Raw genomic sequence first — 21,085 nt, 5'->3', positions numbered from 1 at the left:
CGGGAGCAAGGGTCGGATCAAGGAGGCTCCAAGCCTGGTTAATCGTTCAATAAGACTCTCACGCGAAGGCCGATGAGGCAAGTCACCTGCCGAAATGCGCGCGAACCGACGCATGGCGCCGCCGCACATGTGTTGAAAGAACGGTGATTTGTGGCTTTTCCAAGAAGCCGGATTATTCTGTTAATCATGATGGTTGCCGGGACCGGATCCTGCGATCCGGGCGCTTTTGCCCCGTTTGGAGCGAAGCTCATTGCCGGCGCGCGCTTGTGCCGCCGCCGCTTGCTGCTACACTTGGTCCCAACAAGGCACGCGATGAGCTGCGCGCCGGGCCTATTTGCCCTGTGTCCGCGCGGCCAAAGGATTTGATGTGACAATCTCGGGCGAGGATCCGCGGATCGCGGATTCCGGTGCGCCCGTCAGGGATTCCGTGGCCACGCCACGGAACCATGTCGGGACCGCCGATGGTTCTGGCCAGCCACAGGGTGGCAATGGCCCAGGACATCCAGGCAAGAAGAAGGGCAGGCGGCGCAAGAAGCGCGGGCCGGTCTATGCATCCGGGCAGAAGCCGGACGCCAGGAATGGCGGCAAGCCGGCGGAGGCCCTGCGGTCGGATTCCGGCGATCGCGGTCCGGCGGCGCGGACGCAGCCGGCGTCGGCGGGCCGTCCTGGACGGTCGGGAGCGGCGCGCCCCGCCGGCCACGCCTCCCGCCCGCAGCACCATGCGCAGGGGCACAATGGCGCACATCCGCATCAGGGGCCGTCTGGGCAGGATGCACGGCCAGGCAGGCCTGACGCGCGTTCGCGCGCCGAGGAGCCCGCGCCGACCGACACGCTCTATGCCGCGCTCGATCTCGGCACCAATAATTGCCGCCTGCTGATCGCGCAGCCGCGCGAACGCGGGTTTCGCGTCGTCGATGCGTTTTCGCGCATCGTGCGGCTCGGCGAGGGCGTCGGCCGCAGCGGCCGCCTCGGTGAGGCGGCGATGGACCGCGCCGTCGAGGCGCTGCGCATCTGCCGCTCGAAGCTCGCTGATCGCGGCGTCGCCCGCGCGCGGCTGATCGCGACCGAGGCCTGCCGCTCTGCCGAGAATGGCGCGATCTTCCTGGAGCGTGTGCGCAGCGAGACCGGCCTGTCGCTGGAGATCGTCTCGCGCGAGACGGAGGCGAGGCTCGCCGTCTCGGGCTGCGCCTCGCTGATCGACCCGAACTCGAACGGCGCGCTGTTGTTCGATATTGGCGGCGGTTCGTCCGAGTTGGTCTGGATCGACCTGACGCGCCCTGCCGAGGCCAGGCGGCGGCGCATGTCGGACCGCATCCGCACCTGGGCTTCACTGCCGGTCGGCGTCGTGACGCTGAGCGAGCGGCATGGCGGCGAGCTGGTGACGCCGGAAGTGTTCGAGGCGATGGTCGTGGAAGTGAGCGACATGCTGCGCGACTTCCCGGAGGCCGAAGCGCTCGACCATGCGGTGGCGGCGGGCAATCTCCATATGCTTGGCACGTCCGGCACGGTGACGACGCTCGCCGGCGTCCATCTCGGCCTGGAGCGCTATGACCGGCGCCGGGTCGACGGCACCTGGATGACGGGCGACGAAGTCAATCTGATGATGAATACGCTGACCGGCATGGACTATGCCGCGCGGATCGCCAATCCCTGCATCGGCAAGGAAAGGGCGGATCTCGTGCTGGCGGGCTGTGCCATTCTCGAGGCGATCCGCCGGCGTTGGCCCTGCCAGCGGCTGCGGGTGGCCGATCGTGGCTTGCGGGAAGGTATTCTGGTGGAAATGATGGCGGAGGACGGCGTCTGGCGCCGCTCGCCGCATCGGCAGAACGGAAGGCCGTCATGACCGGCACCAAGAACAATTCGGGCAGGGGATCGGGCGGGCGCGAGCTCACGGTCCGCGTCAAGACTTCGCGCGGCCGCACGGCCTCGTCGCAACGCTGGCTGGAGCGGCAGCTGAACGACCCCTATGTCGCGCGCTCGAAGCGAGAGGGCTATCGCTCGCGCGCCGCCTACAAGCTGATCGAGATCGACGACAAGCACCACATCCTCGCGCCGGGCATGCGCGTGGTCGACCTCGGCGCCGCGCCGGGCGGCTGGTCGCAGGTGGCGATCGAGCGCGTCGGCTCGACCGACGAGGACAAGCGGGTGGTCGCGATCGACTATCTGGAAATGGACGAGCTTCCGGGCGTTATCCTGTTCCAGAAGGATTTCCTGGACGAGGATGCGCCGGCTCTGCTGGAGCAGGCGCTGGGTGGACTTGCCGACGTCGTCATGTCCGACATGGCGGCGCCGACGACCGGTCATCAGAAGACCGATCACCTGCGGACGATCTATCTTTGCGAGGTCGCTGTCGATTTTGCACTCAATGTGCTCAAGCCTGGTGGTCACTTTTTGACCAAGGTGTTCCGTGGTGGTGCAGAAAACACGGTGCTGACGCAGCTGAAGCAAAACTTCGCCTCCGTCTATCACATCAAGCCGCCGGCGAGCCGCGCCGGTTCGGTCGAGCTGTTCCTGCTCGCCAAGGGCTTCAAGGGTCGCAAGGCCGCGCCGGAAACGGCGGCAGCCGCCGAGGGCGGCGAGGACGAAAGCGGCTGGCGGCCTTAACGCCCGCACAATCATCCCGAGAAAAAAGCGCGATCCGGCAAGCCGTTGGATCGCGTTTTTCATTTGTGCGGCGCGGCGGCGAGCGCCCGTCCGGGTGCCCGCCGGTAGGCGGGCGCGCGGCCTGCGACGCCTGGTTGCGAACATCGCGATTGCCATCTCCTTGGTATGGTGCTTGCATCGTTGTCGAGCAGCGCTTGGCTACGGTTCTATGCAGAACAAGGAGACCGAATGGCCCTCTTCGAGATGACCGATGCGTCTGGTGTAGTACGCCCCTGCTATACCGAAGTGCAGCGCTGGGTCGACGAGGTCGGGATCGAGGGATTGAGGGGCCGGCTGAAGGAAGCCGAGACCATCTTCCGCCGGATCGGCATCACCTTCGCGGTCTATGGCGAGGGCGGCGATCCGGAGCGACTCATCCCCTTCGACCTGCTTCCCCGCATCTTCGCCGCCGACGAATGGCGCACCCTCGACCGCGGCATCCGCCAGCGGGCGCGGGCCCTCAACGCCTTCCTCTATGACGTCTATCATCGCGGCGAGATCATCCGCGCCGGCATCGTCCCGGCCGACCTGATCTACCGCAACCGCGCCTTCGAGCCGGAGATGATCGGCTTCGATCCGCCGGGCCGGGTCTACAGCCACATCGTCGGCATCGACATCATCCGCACCGCCGAGGGCGGCTTCCAGGTGCTCGAGGACAATTGCCGCACGCCTTCCGGCGTCAGCTACATGCTCGAAAACCGCGAGACGATGCAGCGCATGTTCCCGGAACTGTTCGGCTCGGTCCGCATCGCGCCGGTCGACAGCTATCCGAACGACCTGCTGGAGACGCTAAAGGAAGTGGCGCCGGCCGGCGCCGGCGGTGACCCGACCGTGGTGGTGCTGACGCCGGGCTCGTTCAATTCGGCCTACTACGAGCACAGCTTCCTCGCCGACATGATGGGCGTCGAGCTGGTCGAGCCGATGGACCTTTATGTCGACGACGATCGGGTCTGGATGAAGACGACGCACGGGCCGAAGCGGGTCGACGTCATCTATCGCCGGATCGATGACGACTACATCGATCCCCTGACCTTCCGGCCGGATTCCCTGCTCGGCGTGCCGGGGCTGTTCGGTGCCTATCGCGCCGGCGGCGTGACGCTTTGTTCAGCCCCGGGCGCGGGCATCGCCGACGACAAGGCGATCTACATGTTCGTGCCGGACATGATCCGCTTCTACCTCTCGGAGCAGCCGATCCTGCACAACGTGCCGACCTGGCGCTGCGCAGTGCCGGACGAATGCGCCTATGTGCTGGAGCATCTCGACGAACTGGTCGCCAAGGAAGTGCACGGCTCCGGCGGCTACGGCATGCTGATCGGCCCGCGCTCGACCCGCGCCGAGATCGACGCCTATGCCGCGCGCATCCGCGCCAATCCGTCCGAGTTCATCGCCCAGCCGACGCTGGCGCTTTCCACCGCGCCCGTGCTGGGCGCGAAGGGTATCGTCCCGCGTCATGTCGACTTCCGGCCCTATTGCCTGGTCGGCAAGGAGATGCGGCTGTCGCCCGGCGGGCTCACGCGCGTCGCCCTCACCGAAGGATCCCTGGTGGTCAATTCCTCCCAGGGCGGCGGCGTCAAGGACACATGGGTGCTGGAAGACTGACATGCTGAGTCGTACCGCCGAGAACATCTTCTGGATGGCCCGCTACATCGAGCGGGCCGAAAGCACCGCCCGCCTGATCCAGATGGGTCAGCGCATGACCATCCTGCCGGGACCGATCCACCGCGAGGAATGGCGCTCCGTGCTGCGCGTCACGGGCTGCGACGCGCTGATCGAGGGCGGCCGCAGCGTCTCCGAGGCGGACATCGTCCGCCTTCTGCTGCTCGACGATACCAACCCTTCCTCGATCCGCTCCTGCATGATGCGGGCGCGCGGCAATGGCCGCGCCGTCCGCACTGCGCTGACGCAGGACATGTGGGAGGCGCTGAACGACGACTGGCGCCGGCTGGAGAGCTACGACACCGCCCGCGCCCGCCGCGACCTGCCGGAACTGCTCGACTGGGTGAAGACCCGCGCCTCGACCTTCCGCGGCGCGGCCGAGACGGGCCAGCTTCGCAACGAGGGGCACGACTTCCTGCGCATCGGCGGCGCGCTGGAACGGGCCGAGATGACGCTGCGCCTGCTCGACGTCAAATATTACGTGCTGCTGCCGGAGACCTCGGTCGTCGGCGGCGGGCGGGACCACTATCAGTGGACCTCGGTGCTGCACGCCCTGTCGGCGGCGCGGGCCTATCTCCATGTTTATGGCGGGGGCAGCTACACGCCGTGGCGGATCGCCGACCTCCTGATCCTGAACCGGCAGTTCCCGCGCTCCGTGGCGTTCTGCTTCGGCCAGATCGGCTGGCATCTCGAACGCCTGGCCGATGCGCATGGCGGCAACAAGCCGCCGCACGACACCGTCGCCATGGTGCGCTCCGAATTGCGCGATCGCGAGAACGGCGAGATCTTCGAAGAGGGCCTGCACGAGTTCGTGCAGACCGCCCTCAGCGTCACCAACCGGCTGTCGCGCGAGATCGCGCAGGCCTACCATTTTAACTGACATGCTGCTTGTTGTTCGCCACCTCACCCAGATGCAGTACCCCCTCGGCGCCACCAGCGTGGCGCTGCGGCTTCGGCTGTTCCCACAGAGCTTTGACGGCCAGCGCGTGATCGACTGGCACGTCAGCGTCGACGGCAAGGAGATCGAGCGCTCCATTGTCGGCGGCTATGGCGAGCGGAGCGCCCAATGGCTGTCGCAGGGACAGCGCACCGAGCTCGAGATCCTGGCCTGGGGCCGGGTCGAGACGGAGGATCGCGCAGGCATCGTCGCCGGCCTGCGCCGGGCCTGCCCGACCGGCGTCTTCCTGCGCGACACGCCGCTGACGCTCGCCGACGCGGCGATCCGTGCGCTCGGCGGGGAACTGGAGCCGGGGGGCGACACGCTTTCCGGCCTGCATGCCCTGTCGGCCCGCGTTCAGGAGGCCTTGCCCTATGTCAGCGGCGTCACCGACAGCACGACGACGGCCGCCGCCGCGCTCGCTGGCGAAGGCGGCGTCTGCCAGGACCACGCGCATATCTTCATTTCCGCCGCACGGTCGCGGGGGATTCCGGCGCGCTATGTCGTCGGCTACCTGCTGGCCGGCGATTCCGAGCACCAGCGGTTCGAGACGCACGCCTGGGCGGAGGCCTTTGTCGAGGGCCTCGGCTGGGTCGGCTTCGACGTCGCCAACGGCCTGTGCCCGACCGACCACTATGTCCGGCTCTGCACCGGGCTCGACGCCCATGATGCGGCTCCGGTGCGCGGAGTGGTGACGGGCGGGGATGCCGGCACGGTCGTGGCCGATGTCCGCATCGCGCGGGGCGATGGCGATGTCGACGCTATCCAGCAGCAACAGCAGTAATCCGGGGCCTGAACTGACATGACCTATTGCGTCGCCGTGCGCGTCAATTCCGGCCTGGTGCTGCTGTCGGATACCCGCACCAATGCCGGGATTGACAATTTCTCGCGCTTTTCCAAGATGTTCACCTGGGAGGTTCCGGGCGAGCGCGCCGTCGTTATGATGACCTCGGGCAATCTCTCGATCGCCCAGGGCGTGATCACGCGGATCAACCAGGCGATCGAGCGCTCGGCTGAGGATCCGACGATCGAGACCATCCTGAACGTCGACAGCCTCTATCATGCCGCCGAACTGGTCGGCGAGGCGATGCAGGGGCTGCAGGACCGCTATCGCCAGTCGATCCAGGCGGACGGCGCCGGCGCGGACGTGACGATGCTCGTCGCCGGCCAGCGCAAGGGCGGGCGGCTGCGCCTGTTCATGGTCTATGCCGCCGGCAACTTCATCGAGGCGACCGACGACACCGTTTACTTTCAGATCGGCGAGCACAAATACGGCAAGCCGATCCTGGACCGCGTCGTCTCCTCCACCACCTCTCTCGAGGACGTGGTGAAGGCGGTATGCGTGTCGATGGACTCGACGCTGCGTTCCAACCTTTCGGTCGGCATGCCGCTCGACCTCTGCGTCATCCGCCGCGACAGCTACCGCTTCGACGTGCGGCAGCGGATCGAGGCCGGCGATCCGAAATTCCAGGCGATCTCGCAGCACTGGGGCGCCGCGCTGCGAAGCGCCTTCTCCGGCGTGCCGGACATCATCCCGCGCATCGCGACCTGAATCGCCCGAACGGCGCGGGCGGGTGCCGTGCCTTTCGTCCTTGCTGCGGGCGCGCTCAGGCGCGCTCGCGCATCGCGGTGACCGGGTCGGGCGCAAGCTCCTTGGTGGCGCGCTGGCGGCCGGACATTTCCTCTCCGGCGTCCTTCGGCATCCTGACGAAGAAGATCACCGAGCTCGCCGCGATCAGGCCGATGGCGATGAAGGCCGGGTGGAACGCCGCGAGGTCGAGATGGGTGCCGCCATGCGCCTTCATCGTCAACTGCAGCGAGATGGCGCCGGTCGAGATGCCCAGCGACAGCGACAATTGCTGGAACACGCTGGTCATGCTGGTCGCCCGGCTCATCTTCGATTGCGGCACGTCGGCGAACGACAGCGCGTTGGCGCTGGTGAACTGCAGCGAGCGGAAGAAGCCGCCGACGAACAGCAGGCCGGTGATGAGATGCATTGGCGTGCCGATCGAGAACGCCGCCGGAATGCCGACGAAGAACGCGGCAATGAACGAGTTCGCGATCAGCACCGTGCGGAAGCCGAGCCGGCGCAGCAGCGGCGGCGCGACGAACTTCATGGCGATGGCGCCGATCGCCGAGACGAAGGTGATGGTGCCGGACTGGAACGGCGTCAGCCCGTAGCCGAGCTGCAGCATCAGCGGCAGCAGGAAGGGCAGGGCGCCGATGCCGATGCGGAACAGCATGCCGCCGATGACGCTGGCCGCGAAGCTCGGTATGGCGAACAGCGACAGGTCCAGGATCGGGTCGGCGACCCGGCGGCTGTAGAAGAAATAGACCGTCAGCAGCGCCGCGCCGCCGAGCAGGCAGGTGGCGACATAGGGCCAGGGCATCAGGTTCAGGCCGAGCGAGGTCGAGCCGGTGATGAAGCCGGCGATGCCGAAGGCCGTGAGCAGGAAGCCGGGCACGTCGAAGCGTACCTGCTGCTCGCCGCGTATGTCGGGGATGAACAGGGTGGCGAGGACCACGCCGAGCACGCCGATCGGCACGTTGATCCAGAAGATCCAGCGCCATTCGAAATAGGTGGTGATGAAGCCGCCGACGACGGGCCCGACGACGGGTCCGATCAGCGCCGGCACGGTCAGCCAGGCGAGCGCCCCGACAAGCTCGGACTTCGACACCGACTTCAGGATCACCAGTCGCCCGACCGGCACCATCATGGCGCCGCCGATGCCCTGCAGCACGCGCGACGCGACGATTTCCGGGATCGAGCTCGACAGGCCGCAGCAGATCGATCCGAGGGTGAACAGGACGATCGCGAGGCGGAATACCGAGCGGGCGCCGAACCGGTCCGCCACCCAGCCGGAGGCGGGGATGAAGATGGCGATGGTCAGCAGATAGGAGGTCAGCGCCAGCTTCAGGTCGATCGGGCTAACGCCGAAATCGCGGGCGATGGCGGGAAGGGATGTCGAGAGGACGGTCGAATCGAGATTCTCCATGAACAGCGCGCAGGCGACGATCAGCGGGAGCAGGATCCGGGCGGGGGGGCGATGCGGAACCATGGGGCCTCTTGGGCGGGCGCTTATCCTAAGCCTACCTTAGGACGGTCCGCGTCGCTTTCGTAGCCGCGAAATCAACCGTCAGGCTTTCACCATCGCGTGATGCAGCGCGGACACGCCGTCCTTGTGGATGGGAGCGAGGCGAAGCTCGCGCAACGCTGCACGGCAGCGCATCGCCTCGGCCTCCGAGGGATCGCGCCAGCAGCGACCGAGCAACTCGTTGAAGCGCGGGTCGTTCCATTCGACGATCGCGCTCGCATGATAGGCCGTGAGTTCGCCGATCTTCAGCCCGTGATCGGTCAGGTAGACATCGACCCGCAGATGGCCGAAGCCGGCTGCGACGCGCCCGGCGACATCGGCGAGCGCGCGCGCCAACTCCGGGGCGAGCCGATAGGCGCCGACCGGAATGTCCTTCGACTTCAGGCTCAGTTCGACGCCGTCGGTATCGAACCAGTTCGCGTGACGCGTCTCGCGCCCCTTCCGGCCGGTGAGGATGCGCATCATCACGGCCCGGCCGTGGAAGGTCATCACCTGGACCTCCGGCGGCGTCTCGCCCGTTTCGGTGGTGAGCAGGGCCTCCGCCATGATCCGCCGCGGCAGGTTTCGATAGCCCCATTCACAGGCACAATCGAAATAGTCCTGGCGCAGCCAGCGCCGCATCTCCGTCACGAGGGCGGCGCGATCCAGCCGGGCGGCGTCGGGCACGAGCGCGACCATGCCGGAGCCGTGGTTCGGCTTCAGGACGAAGCGGTCGGGCAGGCTGTCCCAGGCGATTTCCTCCGGTCTCGTCCAGGCGCCGATGAGCGGCACGAGGAAGGTCTCGCCGACCCGCTCGCGGATCAACTCCCGCACGGCGAGTTTGTCGGAAACGATCTTCAGGCGCGGATCGCGATCGAACAGGATGCGATGCAGCAGGTGCTCGGAATAGGTGACCGGCGGCGCGAGCCGTGGCAGCTCGCCCATGCCGGCCGCATAGCGCCGGACATGCCAGTGCCGAAGGAACGGGCTGCCCAGGACCGGCAGGCGTCGCAGCTTGCGCAGGACGCGGCGCCTGAGGCTTTGCCAATGCCGGGCGAGGAGCGCCGGGCGGCTCATGCGACGGCGCGCTTCCGATATTGCTCGATCCAGGGAGAGGGGTCGTGCGGGGCGGCGTCCCGGATCGCCTGGCCAAGGTCTGGGATCATCCCGATCGCGTTCGGCTCCTGCCACAATCGGCCGAGCAGCCGGTCGCAGCCGGGTTCGCTCCACCGGTTCAAACCCGCGCCGTGATAGGGTGTCAGCTCCCCGATCCGCAGTCCGTCGGCGGTGAGATAGAAATCGACGCGCAACTGCTGGAACCCCTTCGCGGCACGCTCGGCGACCTCGACGAGGCGGCGGGCGACGGACGGAGCGAGCCGGTAGTCGCCACGCGGGATCTTCAGCGAATGGAAGGAGAGGGGCGCGCCCTCGGCGTCGAACCAGTTGTCGCGACGCTGCGGGGTGGATTTCGGGCCGGTGAGGACGCGGATCATGGCGGCCTTGCCCCCAAAGGTCATCACCTGCGGCTCGGCCGGCAGCTCGCCGTCGGGGCCGCGCAGCAACGGCTCGGCGAGGATCCGGCGCGGAACGCCCAGATAGCCCCACTCGAAGCTCTGGTCGAAATAGTCCCTCTGCAGCCAGGTCTGCGCCTGCCGGGCCAGCGCATCCCGGTCGAGCTCGGCCGTCCGCCGGACGAGCACCGCGATGCCGGAGCCATGGCTCGGCTTCAGCACGAAACCGTCCGGCAGCGACGGCCAGGCGATGACGGCGGCGTCGGACCAGATGCCGAGCAGCGGAACGATGAATTCGGCGCCGACGCGTTCGCGGATCACCTCGCGCACCGCTACCTTGTCGCAGATGTGCTTCAGCATCGGGTCCCGGTCATAGAGCATCCGGTGCACGACGCGGTCGTTGAAGCCGATTGGCGGGGCGAGCCGGAGCGGCTGCTTCATGATCTCCAGATAGCGCCGCGCCAGCCAGGGCCGGTTGATGCGCTGGCCGATCCAGTCCGATCGGAGCGCCGTCCGCCAGGCGTCGGAACGAAGCCGCTTGTAGGTCCGCTCGATCCTGCGGGCCGACATTGCGAGCTGGGCGGGGAGATGCATCGGGAACATCAGGACTGCGCTGTGGGGCGGCGCGAATCTGCCGCCGGTTCGGAAGGCTCTTTCTGTCCTCTGGATCAGGCTGCGCGTTTCCGCAAGGCTAGGCTGAGCCGGGCGGCCCGTTCCCGCCGCCCGCGCCCCCTCAGTCCGAGGCGGCGATGACGGCGCCGAGATCGTCGATCCGGTCGATCCAGTCGGGGTCGTCCCACATGCGCCCGAAGACGTTGTCGCAGCCGCGCCGGTTCCAGGGGATCAGGCCGGCGCCGCAATAGGGGGTAAGCTCGCCGATTCGCAGGCCGTCCCGGGTCAGGTAGAAATCGACCCGCAGATGGCTGAAGCCCTCGGAAACCGCTTCCGCGGCGGCGATGATGCGCGCGGTCGTATCGGGATCTATGGCATAGTCGCCGGGTTGGTATTTCAGCGAATGGAAGGGCAGGCGAGCGCCGTTCCTGTCGAACCAGGTATCGCTCCGCTCCGGGGTGCCCTTGCCGCCGGTGAAGACGCGAATCGCCGCGACCTTGCCGCCAAAGGTCATCGCGACCGCCTCCGTCACCGCCGCGCCGCCTTCTCCGTCCAGCATCGGCTCGGCGAGGATCCGCCGCGGAAGATCGCGATAGCCCCACTCGAGCGAGACGTCGAAATAGTCGTCGCGCAGCCAGTCCGCCGCCTGCCGGGCCAGGGCCTCCGGGTCGCGGTCCGGCTCGCCATGCACCAGGGCTACGGAACCGGAGCCGTGGTTCGGCTTCAGCACGAATCGTTCCGGCAGCGCCTCCCATTCGATCTCGCGCGGATCGCTCCAGACGCCGAGTAGTGGGACGACGAACGCCTCGCCGACGCGCTCCCGGATGAGCTCTCGCACGGCGATCTTGTCGCAGACGATCTTCAGGCGCGGATCGCGGTCATAGAGAATGCGATGGACGAGGTGTTCGTTGAGGTCGACGGGTGGGTCGAGGCGAAGCGGGCGCTCCATCCGCTGTTCGAAGCGCCGCCTGTGCCAGGAACGGACGAGATGCGGACCGATGACGGGGGAGCGTCGAAGCCAGCGTCTGGCTGCGTGGCGGAGCCGCTTGTACGCGGATGGGGGCGCGCGGTCTGCCATGGCTGCCTTTCGCGGTGACGGGGAGGTTGCTGCATATCGGGCCGCATTGGACGGCACAACTTCTGCGGCGTCTGTTACGCACGTCACAGCCGCGGCGGGCCGCTTCCCGCGTCGCAGCCACCACATATGGGATAATTTGTGCAGTGCGAGACTATTCACGGGCGGCCCAACCGTGATAGAGACCACCGCCAACTCTATTCGATGAAACCTCGACCCGCCGGTGACCTATGGTCCCTCGGCCGGTCTTTTGCATTCGGAGCGTTGGCCATGGCCCAGATCCTAGAATTGTCGACCGGACGCGAAGCCCTCACCTTCGACGACGTGCTGCTGCAGCCCGGCCACTCGCTGGTCATGCCCGGCGAGGTCGACATCCGGACGCGGCTGACGCGCGAGATCGAGCTCAACATTCCGATCATTTCCTCCGCCATGGACACGGTCACCGAGGCGCGACTCGCCATCGCCATGGCCCAGGCCGGCGGCCTCGGCGTCATCCACCGCAACCTCTCGGCCGAGCAGCAGGCGGAAGAAGTCCGCCAGGTGAAGAAGTTCGAATCGGGCATGGTGGTGAACCCGGTGACGATCGGCCCGGACGCGACGCTCGCCGAGGCGCTGGCGCTGATGAAGCAGCACCGCATCTCCGGCATCCCGGTGGTCGAGGGCGAGAGCACGCCCGGCCGCCTCGTCGGCATCCTGACCAACCGCGACGTGCGCTTCGCCTCCAACCCGAATCAGAAGGTCTATGAGCTGATGACCCGCGAGGGTCTCGTGACGGTGAAGGAGAGCGTCAGCCAGGACGAGGCGCGCCGGCTGCTGCATCGCCACCGCATCGAGAAGCTGCTCGTCGTCGACGACGCCTATCGCTGCATCGGCCTGATCACCGTCAAGGACATGGAGAAGACCCAGCTCAACCCGAACGCCGCCAAGGACGAGCAGGGCCGGCTCCGCGTCGCTGCCGCCACCACGGTCGGCGACAACGGCATCGAGCGCACCGAGCGGCTGATCGATTCCGGCGTCGACCTGATCGTCGTCGACACCGCGCATGGCCATTCGCAGCGCGTTCTCGACGCGGTGACGCTGGTGAAGAAGTTGTCCAACCGGGTTCAGGTCATGGCCGGCAACGTGGCGACGGCCGAAGGCGCGCAGGCGCTGATCGACGCCGGCGCGGACGCGGTCAAGGTCGGCATCGGCCCCGGCTCGATCTGCACCACCCGCGTCGTCGCCGGCGTCGGCGTGCCGCAGCTGACCGCCATCATGGAAGCCGTCGCGATCGCCGAGAAGGCCGACGTGCCGGTGATCGCCGATGGCGGCATCAAGTATTCGGGCGATGTCGCCAAGGCGCTCGCCGCCGGCGCGCGCTGCGTGATGATCGGCTCGCTGCTCGCCGGCACGGAGGAGAGCCCGGGCGACGTCTATCTGTACCAGGGCCGCTCGTTCAAGTCGTATCGCGGCATGGGCTCGGTCGGCGCGATGGCGCGCGGCTCGGCCGACCGCTATTTCCAGGCCGAGGTGCGCGACACGCTGAAGCTCGTTCCGGAAGGCGTCGAGGGCCAGGTTCCCTACAAGGGCCCGGTCGGCGGCGTGCTGCACCAGCTCGCCGGTGGCCTGCGCGCCGCCATGGGCTATGTCGGCGCCGAGAACCTCGAGGTCTTCCGCGACAAGGCGCGCTTCGTCCGCATCTCGACGGCCGGCCTGCGCGAGAGCCACACGCATGACGTGACCATCACCCGCGAGAGCCCGAACTACCCCGGCGTGGGCTGATCGGTCCGCTTCCCGTCTTCCCACACTCGCCGTCATCCCGGGCTTGGCCCGGGATCCATCCAGCCGGGTTGGCGATTCCTGAATCTCCCAGCTCGGCGGCTGCATGGATCCCGGCCTTCGAAGGGATGACGGCGGTGGGTGGGCAGGCGATGTGATGCGCCAATAGCCAAGACGGTCCGGCGTCGAGCCGGGTGGGGGCGGGAACCTTCCGCCCTTTTTCGTGTTTGCGCCTTGCCGGGCGCTGGAAATGCGGCGAGCCTCGGCGCATCGATCGGGGGCACCATGCTGAAGACCGTCATTCTCTGGCCGGCGATCGCGCAGTTCGCGCTGATCGCGCTCTGCTATCTCTGGCTCGGCATCACGCGCCGCAACGCCGTCACGAGCGGCGCCGTCGCGTCGACGGACTTTCCGCCCGGCGTGGCGGAGCCCGATGCCTCGGCCACGGCCCGCCGCCACCTCGCCAACCAGTTCGAACTGCCGCTGCTCTTCTTCGTCGTGCTCGGCTTCCTGTTCGGCGTCGACGGCGTCTCGATCCTGGAACTCGTCGTCGCCTGGCTGTTCGTCGCGAGCCGCCTCGTTCACACCATCGCCTCGCTCCGCGGGCTGCTGGCGCTGCGTCATGCCGGCTTTTTCATCGGCTTCGTCCTGGTCTGCCTGCTCTGGCTCGACCTTGCCGTCCGTATCCTCTAGAAGCGCGGAACCATGATCCCAGCCGCACGCATCTCCGCCGCCATCGAGGTCCTCGATGATATCGCAACCCGTCGCCGCCCGGCGCCCGACGCCCTGAAGGACTGGGGCCTCGCGCACCGCTTCGCTGGCTCGAAGGATCGCCGCGCCATCGGCGATCTCGTCTTCGACGCGCTCCGGCACAAGAACTCGTCGGCGGCTGTCGGCGGCGGCGACGATGGCCGCTCGATCCTGCTTGGCCTGTTCCGCCAGCATCGCGGTCTCGACATCGCGGCGATCGAGAAGCTCTTCTCCGGCGAGCGCTTCGCCCCGGCGCCTTTGACCGACGACGAGCGCGCCGTGCTTTCCGCCGACCCGCTCGCGGGCGCGCCGGATTTTGTCCGCGGTGATTATCCGGAGTGGATCGCGCCGAACTTTGCCCGCGTGTTCGGCGACAATGTCGTGGCCGAGATGCAGGCGCTGGCGACCCCGGCGCCGCTCGACCTTCGCGTCAACACGCTGAAGGCCGAGGCGGACCATGCCGCCTCCGAGCTGACCGCCGCGATCGGCCGTGCCCCCGAACGTCCGGCGCTCTCGACGCTCTGCCTGCGCCTGCCGCTGGAGCCGGGATCGGCCGAGCCGCACATCGCCTCGACCGAGCCGTTCCTGAAGGGGCATATCGAGATCCAGGATCTCGGCAGCCAGCTCGCGGCCGAGTTTGCTGGCGCGCGCCCGGGCATGCAGGTGCTTGATCTCTGCGCCGGCGGCGGCGGCAAGACGCTCGCGCTCGCGGCCGCCATGCAGAACCATGGCCAGATCTTCGCGCATGACAGCGATCGCCGCCGCCTGGCGCCGATCCATGACCGGCTGGCGCGCGCCGGCGTCCGCAACGTCCAGGTCCGCACGCCGCGTCCGAACAGCGACGTGCTCGACGATCTCGAGCATCGCATGGATCTGGTGCTGGTCGATGCGCCCTGCACGGGGACCGGAACCTGGCGCCGCAATCCCGACGCCAAGTGGCGCATTCGCCCCGGCAGCCTCGCCGAGCGCAACAAGGACCAGGCGCTGGTGCTCGAAACGGCAGCCCGCTACGTCAAGACCGGCGGTCGTCTCGCCTACATCACCTGCTCGGTGCTGGAGGAAGAGAACACCGACCAGATCGCCGCCTTCCTGAAGTCGCATCCCGGTTTCCAGATGGTGCCGCCGCAGAAGGTGGTCGAAGCCTATGAGCAGGAATCGATGAACATTCTCGGCCCGGCCGTGCGCCTGCTCTCGAATGGTCTTCTGATGACCCCGCTTGCCAGCGGCACAGACGGGTTCTTCGTTTCCGTGCTGACGCGGACCACCTGACCGCATTCATCTGTGAGCCCTCCCGGTGTTCCCGGGCGTTCGTCTCGACACGGCGTGGTTGCGCCGATAGAAGGACGGCCCCGGGGTTTCCCCGATTACGGAGGTAGACTTATGCGCCTGCTCAGGCTTATCGCCATCATCCTTGTCCTGCTCGCGGGATACTGGGCCTATTACGTGTTCGCCGCGGCGAACCCGAACGACCAGTTCGGCGTGCAGATCAACAAGGTGCTGCCGACCGCCGCGCGCGAATTCGCCTGCAAGAAGCTGAAGGAACGCTTCGCCGACGCCAAGGCGCCGGAAGGCTGCGCCGAGTTTGCCTTCTGGGCCCCGGCTCCCGAGCCCGTCGTCGAGACCCCGGCAGCCCCGGCTCCGGCCGCAACGCCGGCCCCGGCAGCGCCTGAGGCGGCGCCTGCGCCTGCACCGGCCGCCGAGACGCCCGCTCCCGCGGCTCCGGCCGAAACCGCCCCGGCAGCAATGCCGGCACCGGCCGCCACGCCCGCGCCCGCAGCCGAAACCCCGGCGCCCGCCGCTCCGGCAACGCCGGCTCCGGCGACTGATACGCCCGAGACGGCCGCGCCCTGATCGCGATTTTCGGCCCGCTCCACCCGGAGCGGGCCGTTTTCTTTACCTATGCATCGGCGGATGGCAGCTCCGCGATTGCAGTTTTCGGCCCGATCGCTTAACCGAGGGGCCATTCCCCTCAGACGCCGGGCCGCTTCCATGACCGACAGCATTCTCATTATCGATTTCGGGTCGCAGGTAACGCAGCTGATCGCGCGCCGTCTTCGCGAAGCGGGCGTCTATTGCGAGATCCATCCGTTCCAGAATGCGGAGGCCGCCTTCACCAGGATGCAGCCGAAGGGCGTGATCCTTTCCGGCAGCCCGGCCAGCACCGGCGACATCGGCTCGCCGCGCGCGCCCGAGGCGGTGTTCGCCGCCGGCATCCCGGTCCTCGGCATCTGCTATGGCGAGCAGACCATGACGGCGCAACTCGGCGGCCGCGTCGAGACCAGCGACCACCGTGAATTTGGTCGCGCCTTCGTCGAGGTGAAAACGGCGTCGCCGCTCTTTGAAGGCGTCTGGGACAAGGGTAGCCGTCACCAGGTCTGGATGAGCCATGGCGACAAGGTGATGGCGATTCCGGAGGGCTTCGAGGTCATCGCCGTCTCCGAGGGCGCGCCCTTCGCGGCGATCGCCGACGAAGCGCGCCGCTTCTATGGCGTGCAGTTCCATCCGGAAGTCGTTCACACGCCGGACGGCGCCAAGCTGCTTTCGAACTTCGTGCACAAGATCGTCGGCCTGAAGTCCGACTGGACGATGTCGGCCTATCGCGAGCAGATGATCGAGAAGATCCGCAAACAGGTCGGCAAGGGCAGGGTGCTCTGCGCGCTGTCGGGCGGCGTCGATTCCGCCGTCGCGGCCGTGCTGATCCATGAGGCGATCGGCGACCAGTTGACCTGCGTCTTCGTCGACCACGGCCTGATGCGCCTGAACGAGGGCGACCAGGTCGTCTCGCTGTTCCGCGAGCATTTCAATATTCCGCTGGTCAGCGTCGATGCTTCCGATCTCTTCATCGGTAAGCTCGAGGGCGTCTCGGATCCCGAGACCAAGCGCAAGATCATCGGCGGCCTGTTCATCGACGTGTTCGAGGCCGAGGCGAAGAAGATCGCCGCCGACGGCAAGGGGGCGCCGGAATTCCTGGCCCAGGGCACGCTCTATCCCGACGTGATCGAGAGCGTCTCGTTCTCGGGCGGCCCGTCGGTGACGATCAAGTCGCACCATAATGTCGGCGGCCTGCCGGCCCGCATGAACATGAAGCTGGTCGAGCCGCTGCGCGAGCTGTTCAAGGACGAGGTGCGGGCGCTCGGCCGCGAGCTCGGCCTGCCGGACAGTTTCGTCGGCCGTCATCCGTTCCCGGGCCCGGGCCTCGCGATCCGCCTTCCGGGCGGCGTGACGCGCGAAAAGCTCGACATCCTGCGCAAGGCCGACGCGATCTATCTCGACGAGATCCGCAAGGCCGGCCTCTACGACACGATCTGGCAGGCCTTCGCCGTGCTGCTGCCGGTGCAGACGGTCGGCGTGATGGGCGACGGCCGTACCTATGACTCGGTACTGGCGCTGCGCGCCGTCACCTCGGTCGACGGCATGACGGCGGATTTCTACCCCTACGACATGAACTTCCTCGGCCGCGCCGCGACCCGCATCATCAACGAGGTCAAGGGCATCAATCGCGTCGTCTACGACGTGACGAGCAAGCCGCCCGGCACGATCGAGTGGGAATGAGGAGATACGGACGGCGGCAAGTTTGCCGCCGTTTTGCTATCGAGCGCGTGTCGTTCGGGATCCGCCCGGGCCGCCGGTTTCTTGTCCTAACCTGCCAGCTCGGCGCAATCCTCGCGGAATAGTCCTGCCGCGAAGGTCTGGATGCGGCGCGGCCCGGCAATGGCGGGTCGCGACGTTTGCGGCAATACAACATGCCGTTGTCATTTCCCCGGACGTAATGGCAGGATACGGCGCAATTCGACTCGAAAACCGAACAATGCGCGAGGAACCATGAAGTCCCTGGGCTGGTTTTTTCTTTGCAATGTGATGACGATTTCTGCGGCGATCGCTGAGACCCCTGACATGAAGGGGGATTGGGTTGGAAAGACCAATACGATCATTGCCGGCATGGGCGGACCGCACTGGCCCGACAGCAAGGGCACCTGGGAAAAACCGCTGCTAGCGGAACGCGACATCACGCTCCGCATCGTCGGCCAGAGCGATCGCCGCTTCTGGGGCCAGAGCATCATCGCCGGCGACGCCGCGTCGGGCGGCGCGGTCACCACCGAACCTTTCATCGGAACCGTCTCCAAGGGGGGCGACAGCGTGATGATGGCCGATACGGATGGCTATTTCTTCGGGGACCTCGAGGGCAATACGCTCTCCTATTGCTATGTCCAGGCCGGCGCCAAGCAGGCTGCGGACAAGCCGGCCGTCGTGACCTGCCTCGACGTGACGAAGCGCTGACCGCTTTCTCCATGGTGGTGACGCTGCGCTCCTTTGGGAGTGCAGGGTCATCTTCCTCTTCGAGCTCAGGTCCTGTCCGGAACCGGATGTCCGGGCAGGGCTGTCGCTAGTCGCCCGGGCAGATCAGCTTTACCCGGATCGTCTCCTTGCCAGAGGCCGAGAGGCCGCCGCCAGCGAGCCGCTTGGCGAACTCCATGTCTCTGACGTCGCGGGAAAAATCGGTTTCCGTCCGCACCTCCAGGCCGGAGAAATAGGCGCCGTTGCCGACCTCGTTTTGCGGGCGCATCGACATGCCGTGGCCGCCCCGGCACTGCACCTTCACGTCGCCCGGCGCGCTCGTCGACTTGCCGGTCAGCGCCATGGTGAGGCCGTCGGTCCGCATCGTCAGGTCGACGCCGGTGTTGAGCTGGCCGGTCGAGCTGCATGTCATCCCCGCGAGGCGCATCCGGGCGATCCGGCCGACCTGGACGCCCTTGCCCTCCAGCGACCATTCGTCGGCGCCGCTGCTCTTGCCCTTAAGCTGGATCGGGCCGGTGGCGTAGGAATAGGTCACATCGAACTGCGGGCTCTGGAGTCGCGGCTCCATGCGCGCCTCGACGGTCATCTCGCCGTCGTCGAGCACCTTTTTCAGGAGGCGCCGCAGGGCGGCGGCCTGCTCCTGGTAGCGGGCGACTTCCTCCGTCGCCATCTTGCTCGGCAGCCGCTTCCAGTATTCGGCTGCGCCCATCGCAGTGCATTCGGCCCGGTGCGCCGCCTCATGCGCGAGGTTGATGTCGGCGAGTTCCCGGCACTGCGAGCCTGACCGCAGGGCGTCCAGATCCTGCGTCGGCTGCTCGCAGGTTCCGTAGCGCATCTTGATTTCCTCCGGACCGGTGTAGCCCTTGACCTTCGGATAGGGAAACTGGAACCGGCTGACGATCCGTGTCCGCTCGCGGAGCGAGCGATCGTAGATGTTGACGTCCGAATCGGGGTGGGTCGGGTCCTTCTTCGCTTCGATCAGCGGCGCTTCGATCGCCTCGAGCTCCCGGGCGATCTTCTTCTGCAGCTCCAGCAGCGCCTCGGCATTCTTCAGCTCCTGCTGGATGCTTTCGAGATGGCGGCAGGAGCAGGTCGCGTCGTCGGCGAGCGTTGGAGATGCCGGGATGAGCATGGCGAGGGTGGAGGAAAGGATGATCGGGCGTTTCGGCATGGTCTCTTCCCTGTGGCTGTAGAAGGTCACGCCTAGGGGGCGGCGGCGGGTCGGAGCAAACGGGATCGACTGCAATTTGACGCCTATTTGCAGCGGCGGCCCGCGCCGGGTGAAGAACGCAGCACTCCCTGCCGGCGATCTCTGGGCGCAGGGCCCGATCGGAACCCTGTCCGAAAGCCATGGGTTTTGGCACTGACGACGGCTGCGGGGCCACTATCGACGGCGCCCTGATTTGATGACAATCTTGCCCTAGGCGGCCGAACTTTGATTCGAGGAGGGCCGCTGCCGGTTAGTGTCTCGTCATCGCGGCGGGTAGGTGGCGGATCGATCGGCGATCGCAAGCCCATCGACAATCAGACCTGATTTGCGAGAGGCACCTCCATGGATCAGAAGCTGCGGCGCTTTTCGGCACTCCTGACGGCCATTTTCGTGGCCGTGGCGGCCGCGCCTGCGGCTTTCGCTGCCGAGGGGGGCGTCGGCTTCTACCTGCTGGGTTCGAAGGGACCGCTCGCCGGCATCACGCCGCCCGAGGGCGTGTATATCCAGGACGATTTCTATTTCTATTCCGGCTCCGCCGGCGCCAGCCGCGAGATTCCGATCGGCGGCAAGGTCGTCGCCAATATCGATGCCGACGCCTACATCAATCTGGCCACCGTCCTCTGGTCCACCGACCTGTCGGTGCTGGGCGGCACGCTGGCGTTCCAGGGCACGCTGCCGATCGGCGGGCAGGACGTCAGCGCCTCTGCCTCGCTCGTCGGCGGACCGAGCCGTTCCGTGAGCGACAGCGTGTTCACCGTCGGCGATCCGGTTCTCGGCGCGCAGATCGGCTGGAACCACGACAATTTCCATTGGAACTTCACGACCCTGGTCAATGTTCCCATCGGCGACTACCAGGAAGGCCAGATCGCCAATATCGCGTTCCATCGCTGGGGAACGGACCTCTCCGGCGCGCTGACCTGGCTCGATCCGACGATCGGTATCGATCTTTCGGGCGTGGTGGGCGTGACCTTCAACGGCGAGAACCCGGACACCGACTACACGACGGGCACGGAATTCCATGCCGAGTGGGCTGCGGTGAAGAACTTCTCGCCGGCGTTCTCTGCCGGCCTCGTCGGCTACTATTACAAGCAGATCACCGGCGACAGCGGCCCCGGCGCCAGCCTCGGGGATTTCGAGGGCCAGGTCGCGGCGCTTGGCGGCACGGTCGCCTGGAACTTCAAGGCAGGCAACACGCCCGTCACGCTGCGCGCCAAGGTCTACCGCGAGTTTGCCGTCGAGAACCGTCTCGAGGGCACGTCCGGGTTCGTGACCCTGTCTTTCCCGCTCGGCGTGTCGTCCCACTAGAGCGCTTTCGAGCGAAGTGGATGCCAGTTCGAGTGAATAAAGCGCGATAGAACAAGGAGATGGATCGTTTCGGCGTTTCCGCGAAACGCTGAAATAATCCGGTCGCCACTGCGAGCCTGCTTGTCGGACCGCCCGCCATGCTGGCGAGCCTTTTGGCAACGCATGATTCCGGCGTTGATTTCAGGGGATCTGTCTCTGCTCTGCGAGCTGATCCCTGGCTGCGAGATCTCCTGCATAATTCGGGGATTTTGTCGCTGA

18 protein-coding genes are annotated in these 21,085 nt (G+C 67.0%); 13 read left to right on the top strand and 5 right to left on the bottom strand.

Annotated features, from left to right (window positions below; genetic code table 11):
- The first annotated feature begins 427 nt into the window (after positions 1 to 427).
- The 6 genes from WFK98_RS10865 (at position 428) to WFK98_RS10840 (ending at position 6,788) form a co-directional block, all read left to right on the top strand.
- Entirely contained in the window at positions 428 to 1,843 is a 1,416-nt protein-coding gene (locus WFK98_RS10865) for a Ppx/GppA phosphatase family protein (RefSeq protein WP_336800218.1), read from the top strand.
- Positions 1,840 to 2,604 carry an RlmE family RNA methyltransferase gene (locus WFK98_RS10860; protein WP_266338025.1) on the top strand — a complete coding sequence of 255 codons (765 nt, stop codon included), beginning with the start codon at positions 1,840 to 1,842 and terminating at the stop codon, positions 2,602 to 2,604. The genes WFK98_RS10865 and WFK98_RS10860 overlap by 4 nt, the downstream gene beginning before the upstream one ends.
- A gap of 228 nt (positions 2,605 to 2,832) precedes the next feature.
- A complete protein-coding gene (locus WFK98_RS10855) occupies positions 2,833 to 4,242 on the top strand; it encodes a circularly permuted type 2 ATP-grasp protein (RefSeq protein WP_266338024.1) in 1,410 nt (469 codons plus the stop codon).
- Between the two features lies 1 nt (position 4,243).
- The gene (locus WFK98_RS10850) at positions 4,244 to 5,179 is read left to right on the top strand and encodes an alpha-E domain-containing protein (RefSeq protein ID WP_266338023.1); all 936 of its coding nucleotides are present in this window, start codon (positions 4,244 to 4,246) and stop codon (positions 5,177 to 5,179) included.
- A 1-nt stretch (position 5,180) separates the two neighbouring features.
- Positions 5,181 to 6,020, top strand: coding sequence for a transglutaminase family protein (locus WFK98_RS10845; protein ID WP_336800217.1), 840 nt, complete (start codon positions 5,181 to 5,183; stop codon positions 6,018 to 6,020).
- Positions 6,021 to 6,038: 18 nt separating this feature from the next.
- A complete protein-coding gene (locus WFK98_RS10840; RefSeq protein WP_266338021.1) occupies positions 6,039 to 6,788 on the top strand; it encodes a peptidase in 750 nt (249 codons plus the stop codon).
- 55 nt (positions 6,789 to 6,843) lie between these two features.
- Here WFK98_RS10840 and WFK98_RS10835 read toward each other — a convergent pair whose 3' ends face one another.
- The 4 genes from WFK98_RS10835 to WFK98_RS10820 all read right to left on the bottom strand — a co-directional run bounded on the left by WFK98_RS10835 (position 6,844) and on the right by WFK98_RS10820 (position 11,382).
- Positions 6,844 to 8,295, bottom strand: a complete 1,452-nt coding sequence (locus tag WFK98_RS10835) for an MFS transporter (RefSeq protein WP_266338020.1) — start codon at positions 8,293 to 8,295, stop codon at positions 6,844 to 6,846.
- 78 nt (positions 8,296 to 8,373) lie between these two features.
- The gene (locus WFK98_RS10830) at positions 8,374 to 9,387 is read right to left on the bottom strand and encodes an ATP-grasp fold amidoligase family protein (protein WP_336800216.1); all 1,014 of its coding nucleotides are present in this window, start codon (positions 9,385 to 9,387) and stop codon (positions 8,374 to 8,376) included.
- Positions 9,384 to 10,415 carry an ATP-grasp fold amidoligase family protein gene (locus WFK98_RS10825; RefSeq protein WP_336800215.1) on the bottom strand — a complete coding sequence of 344 codons (1,032 nt, stop codon included), beginning with the start codon at positions 10,413 to 10,415 and terminating at the stop codon, positions 9,384 to 9,386. Before WFK98_RS10825 ends, WFK98_RS10830 begins: the two co-directional genes overlap by 4 nt.
- Before the next feature lie 139 nt (positions 10,416 to 10,554).
- The gene (locus WFK98_RS10820; RefSeq protein WP_336800214.1) at positions 10,555 to 11,382 is read right to left on the bottom strand and encodes an ATP-grasp fold amidoligase family protein; all 828 of its coding nucleotides are present in this window, start codon (positions 11,380 to 11,382) and stop codon (positions 10,555 to 10,557) included.
- A gap of 396 nt (positions 11,383 to 11,778) precedes the next feature.
- Between WFK98_RS10820 and guaB the strand changes: the two genes are divergently transcribed.
- The 6 genes from guaB (at position 11,779) to WFK98_RS10790 (ending at position 18,294) form a co-directional block, all read left to right on the top strand.
- Positions 11,779 to 13,269, top strand: coding sequence for an IMP dehydrogenase (gene guaB, locus WFK98_RS10815; protein WP_336800213.1), 1,491 nt, complete (start codon positions 11,779 to 11,781; stop codon positions 13,267 to 13,269).
- Positions 13,270 to 13,551: 282 nt separating this feature from the next.
- Entirely contained in the window at positions 13,552 to 13,959 is a 408-nt protein-coding gene (locus WFK98_RS10810; protein WP_336800212.1) for an MAPEG family protein, read from the top strand.
- Between the two features lie 12 nt (positions 13,960 to 13,971).
- Complete coding sequence (locus WFK98_RS10805; protein WP_336800211.1) at positions 13,972 to 15,285, top strand: RsmB/NOP family class I SAM-dependent RNA methyltransferase; 1,314 nt, start codon at positions 13,972 to 13,974, stop codon at positions 15,283 to 15,285.
- Between the two features lie 111 nt (positions 15,286 to 15,396).
- Positions 15,397 to 15,867 carry a hypothetical protein gene (locus WFK98_RS10800; protein ID WP_336800210.1) on the top strand — a complete coding sequence of 157 codons (471 nt, stop codon included), beginning with the start codon at positions 15,397 to 15,399 and terminating at the stop codon, positions 15,865 to 15,867.
- A 138-nt stretch (positions 15,868 to 16,005) separates the two neighbouring features.
- Positions 16,006 to 17,568: a glutamine-hydrolyzing GMP synthase gene (guaA, locus tag WFK98_RS10795; RefSeq protein WP_336800209.1), complete on the top strand. Its 1,563-nt coding sequence runs from the start codon at positions 16,006 to 16,008 to the stop codon at positions 17,566 to 17,568.
- Positions 17,569 to 17,910: 342 nt separating this feature from the next.
- Entirely contained in the window at positions 17,911 to 18,294 is a 384-nt protein-coding gene (locus WFK98_RS10790) for a hypothetical protein (RefSeq protein ID WP_336800208.1), read from the top strand.
- 106 nt (positions 18,295 to 18,400) lie between these two features.
- Here the strand turns inward: WFK98_RS10790 and WFK98_RS10785 are convergent, their stop codons facing one another.
- Complete coding sequence (locus tag WFK98_RS10785; protein WP_336800207.1) at positions 18,401 to 19,483, bottom strand: hypothetical protein; 1,083 nt, start codon at positions 19,481 to 19,483, stop codon at positions 18,401 to 18,403.
- A 381-nt stretch (positions 19,484 to 19,864) separates the two neighbouring features.
- Here WFK98_RS10785 and WFK98_RS10780 point away from each other — a divergent pair, with 381 nt between their 5' ends.
- A complete protein-coding gene (locus WFK98_RS10780; protein WP_336800206.1) occupies positions 19,865 to 20,827 on the top strand; it encodes a SphA family protein in 963 nt (320 codons plus the stop codon).
- Positions 20,828 to 21,085: the final 258 nt, after the last annotated feature.

Origin of the sequence: Kaistia sp. MMO-174 (assembly GCF_037147815.1) — a bacterium.
GTDB classification, from domain to species: Bacteria; Pseudomonadota; Alphaproteobacteria; order Rhizobiales; family Kaistiaceae; genus Kaistia; species Kaistia nematophila.
Note: the sequence above shows the minus strand (reverse complement) of the source record. Positions and strands in the feature narration are given on the sequence as shown.

Coding starts and splice junctions, on each gene's coding strand:
- WFK98_RS10855 (WP_266338024.1), top strand. CDS start 2,833: ATGGCCCTCTTCGAGATGACCGATGCGTCTGGTGTAGTACGCCCCTGC.
- WFK98_RS10860 (WP_266338025.1), top strand. CDS start 1,840: ATGACCGGCACCAAGAACAATTCGGGCAGGGGATCGGGCGGGCGCGAG.
- guaB (WP_336800213.1), top strand. CDS start 11,779: ATGGCCCAGATCCTAGAATTGTCGACCGGACGCGAAGCCCTCACCTTC.
- WFK98_RS10845 (WP_336800217.1), top strand. CDS start 5,181: ATGCTGCTTGTTGTTCGCCACCTCACCCAGATGCAGTACCCCCTCGGC.
- WFK98_RS10790 (WP_336800208.1), top strand. CDS start 17,911: ATGAAGGGGGATTGGGTTGGAAAGACCAATACGATCATTGCCGGCATG.
- WFK98_RS10800 (WP_336800210.1), top strand. CDS start 15,397: ATGCGCCTGCTCAGGCTTATCGCCATCATCCTTGTCCTGCTCGCGGGA.
- guaA (WP_336800209.1), top strand. CDS start 16,006: ATGACCGACAGCATTCTCATTATCGATTTCGGGTCGCAGGTAACGCAG.
- WFK98_RS10825 (WP_336800215.1), bottom strand. CDS start 10,415: ATGCATCTCCCCGCCCAGCTCGCAATGTCGGCCCGCAGGATCGAGCGG.
- WFK98_RS10835 (WP_266338020.1), bottom strand. CDS start 8,295: ATGGTTCCGCATCGCCCCCCCGCCCGGATCCTGCTCCCGCTGATCGTC.
- WFK98_RS10840 (WP_266338021.1), top strand. CDS start 6,039: ATGACCTATTGCGTCGCCGTGCGCGTCAATTCCGGCCTGGTGCTGCTG.
- WFK98_RS10785 (WP_336800207.1), bottom strand. CDS start 19,483: ATGCCGAAACGCCCGATCATCCTTTCCTCCACCCTCGCCATGCTCATC.
- WFK98_RS10820 (WP_336800214.1), bottom strand. CDS start 11,382: ATGGAGCGCCCGCTTCGCCTCGACCCACCCGTCGACCTCAACGAACAC.
- WFK98_RS10810 (WP_336800212.1), top strand. CDS start 13,552: ATGCTGAAGACCGTCATTCTCTGGCCGGCGATCGCGCAGTTCGCGCTG.
- WFK98_RS10805 (WP_336800211.1), top strand. CDS start 13,972: ATGATCCCAGCCGCACGCATCTCCGCCGCCATCGAGGTCCTCGATGAT.
- WFK98_RS10780 (WP_336800206.1), top strand. CDS start 19,865: ATGGATCAGAAGCTGCGGCGCTTTTCGGCACTCCTGACGGCCATTTTC.
- WFK98_RS10850 (WP_266338023.1), top strand. CDS start 4,244: ATGCTGAGTCGTACCGCCGAGAACATCTTCTGGATGGCCCGCTACATC.
- WFK98_RS10830 (WP_336800216.1), bottom strand. CDS start 9,387: ATGAGCCGCCCGGCGCTCCTCGCCCGGCATTGGCAAAGCCTCAGGCGC.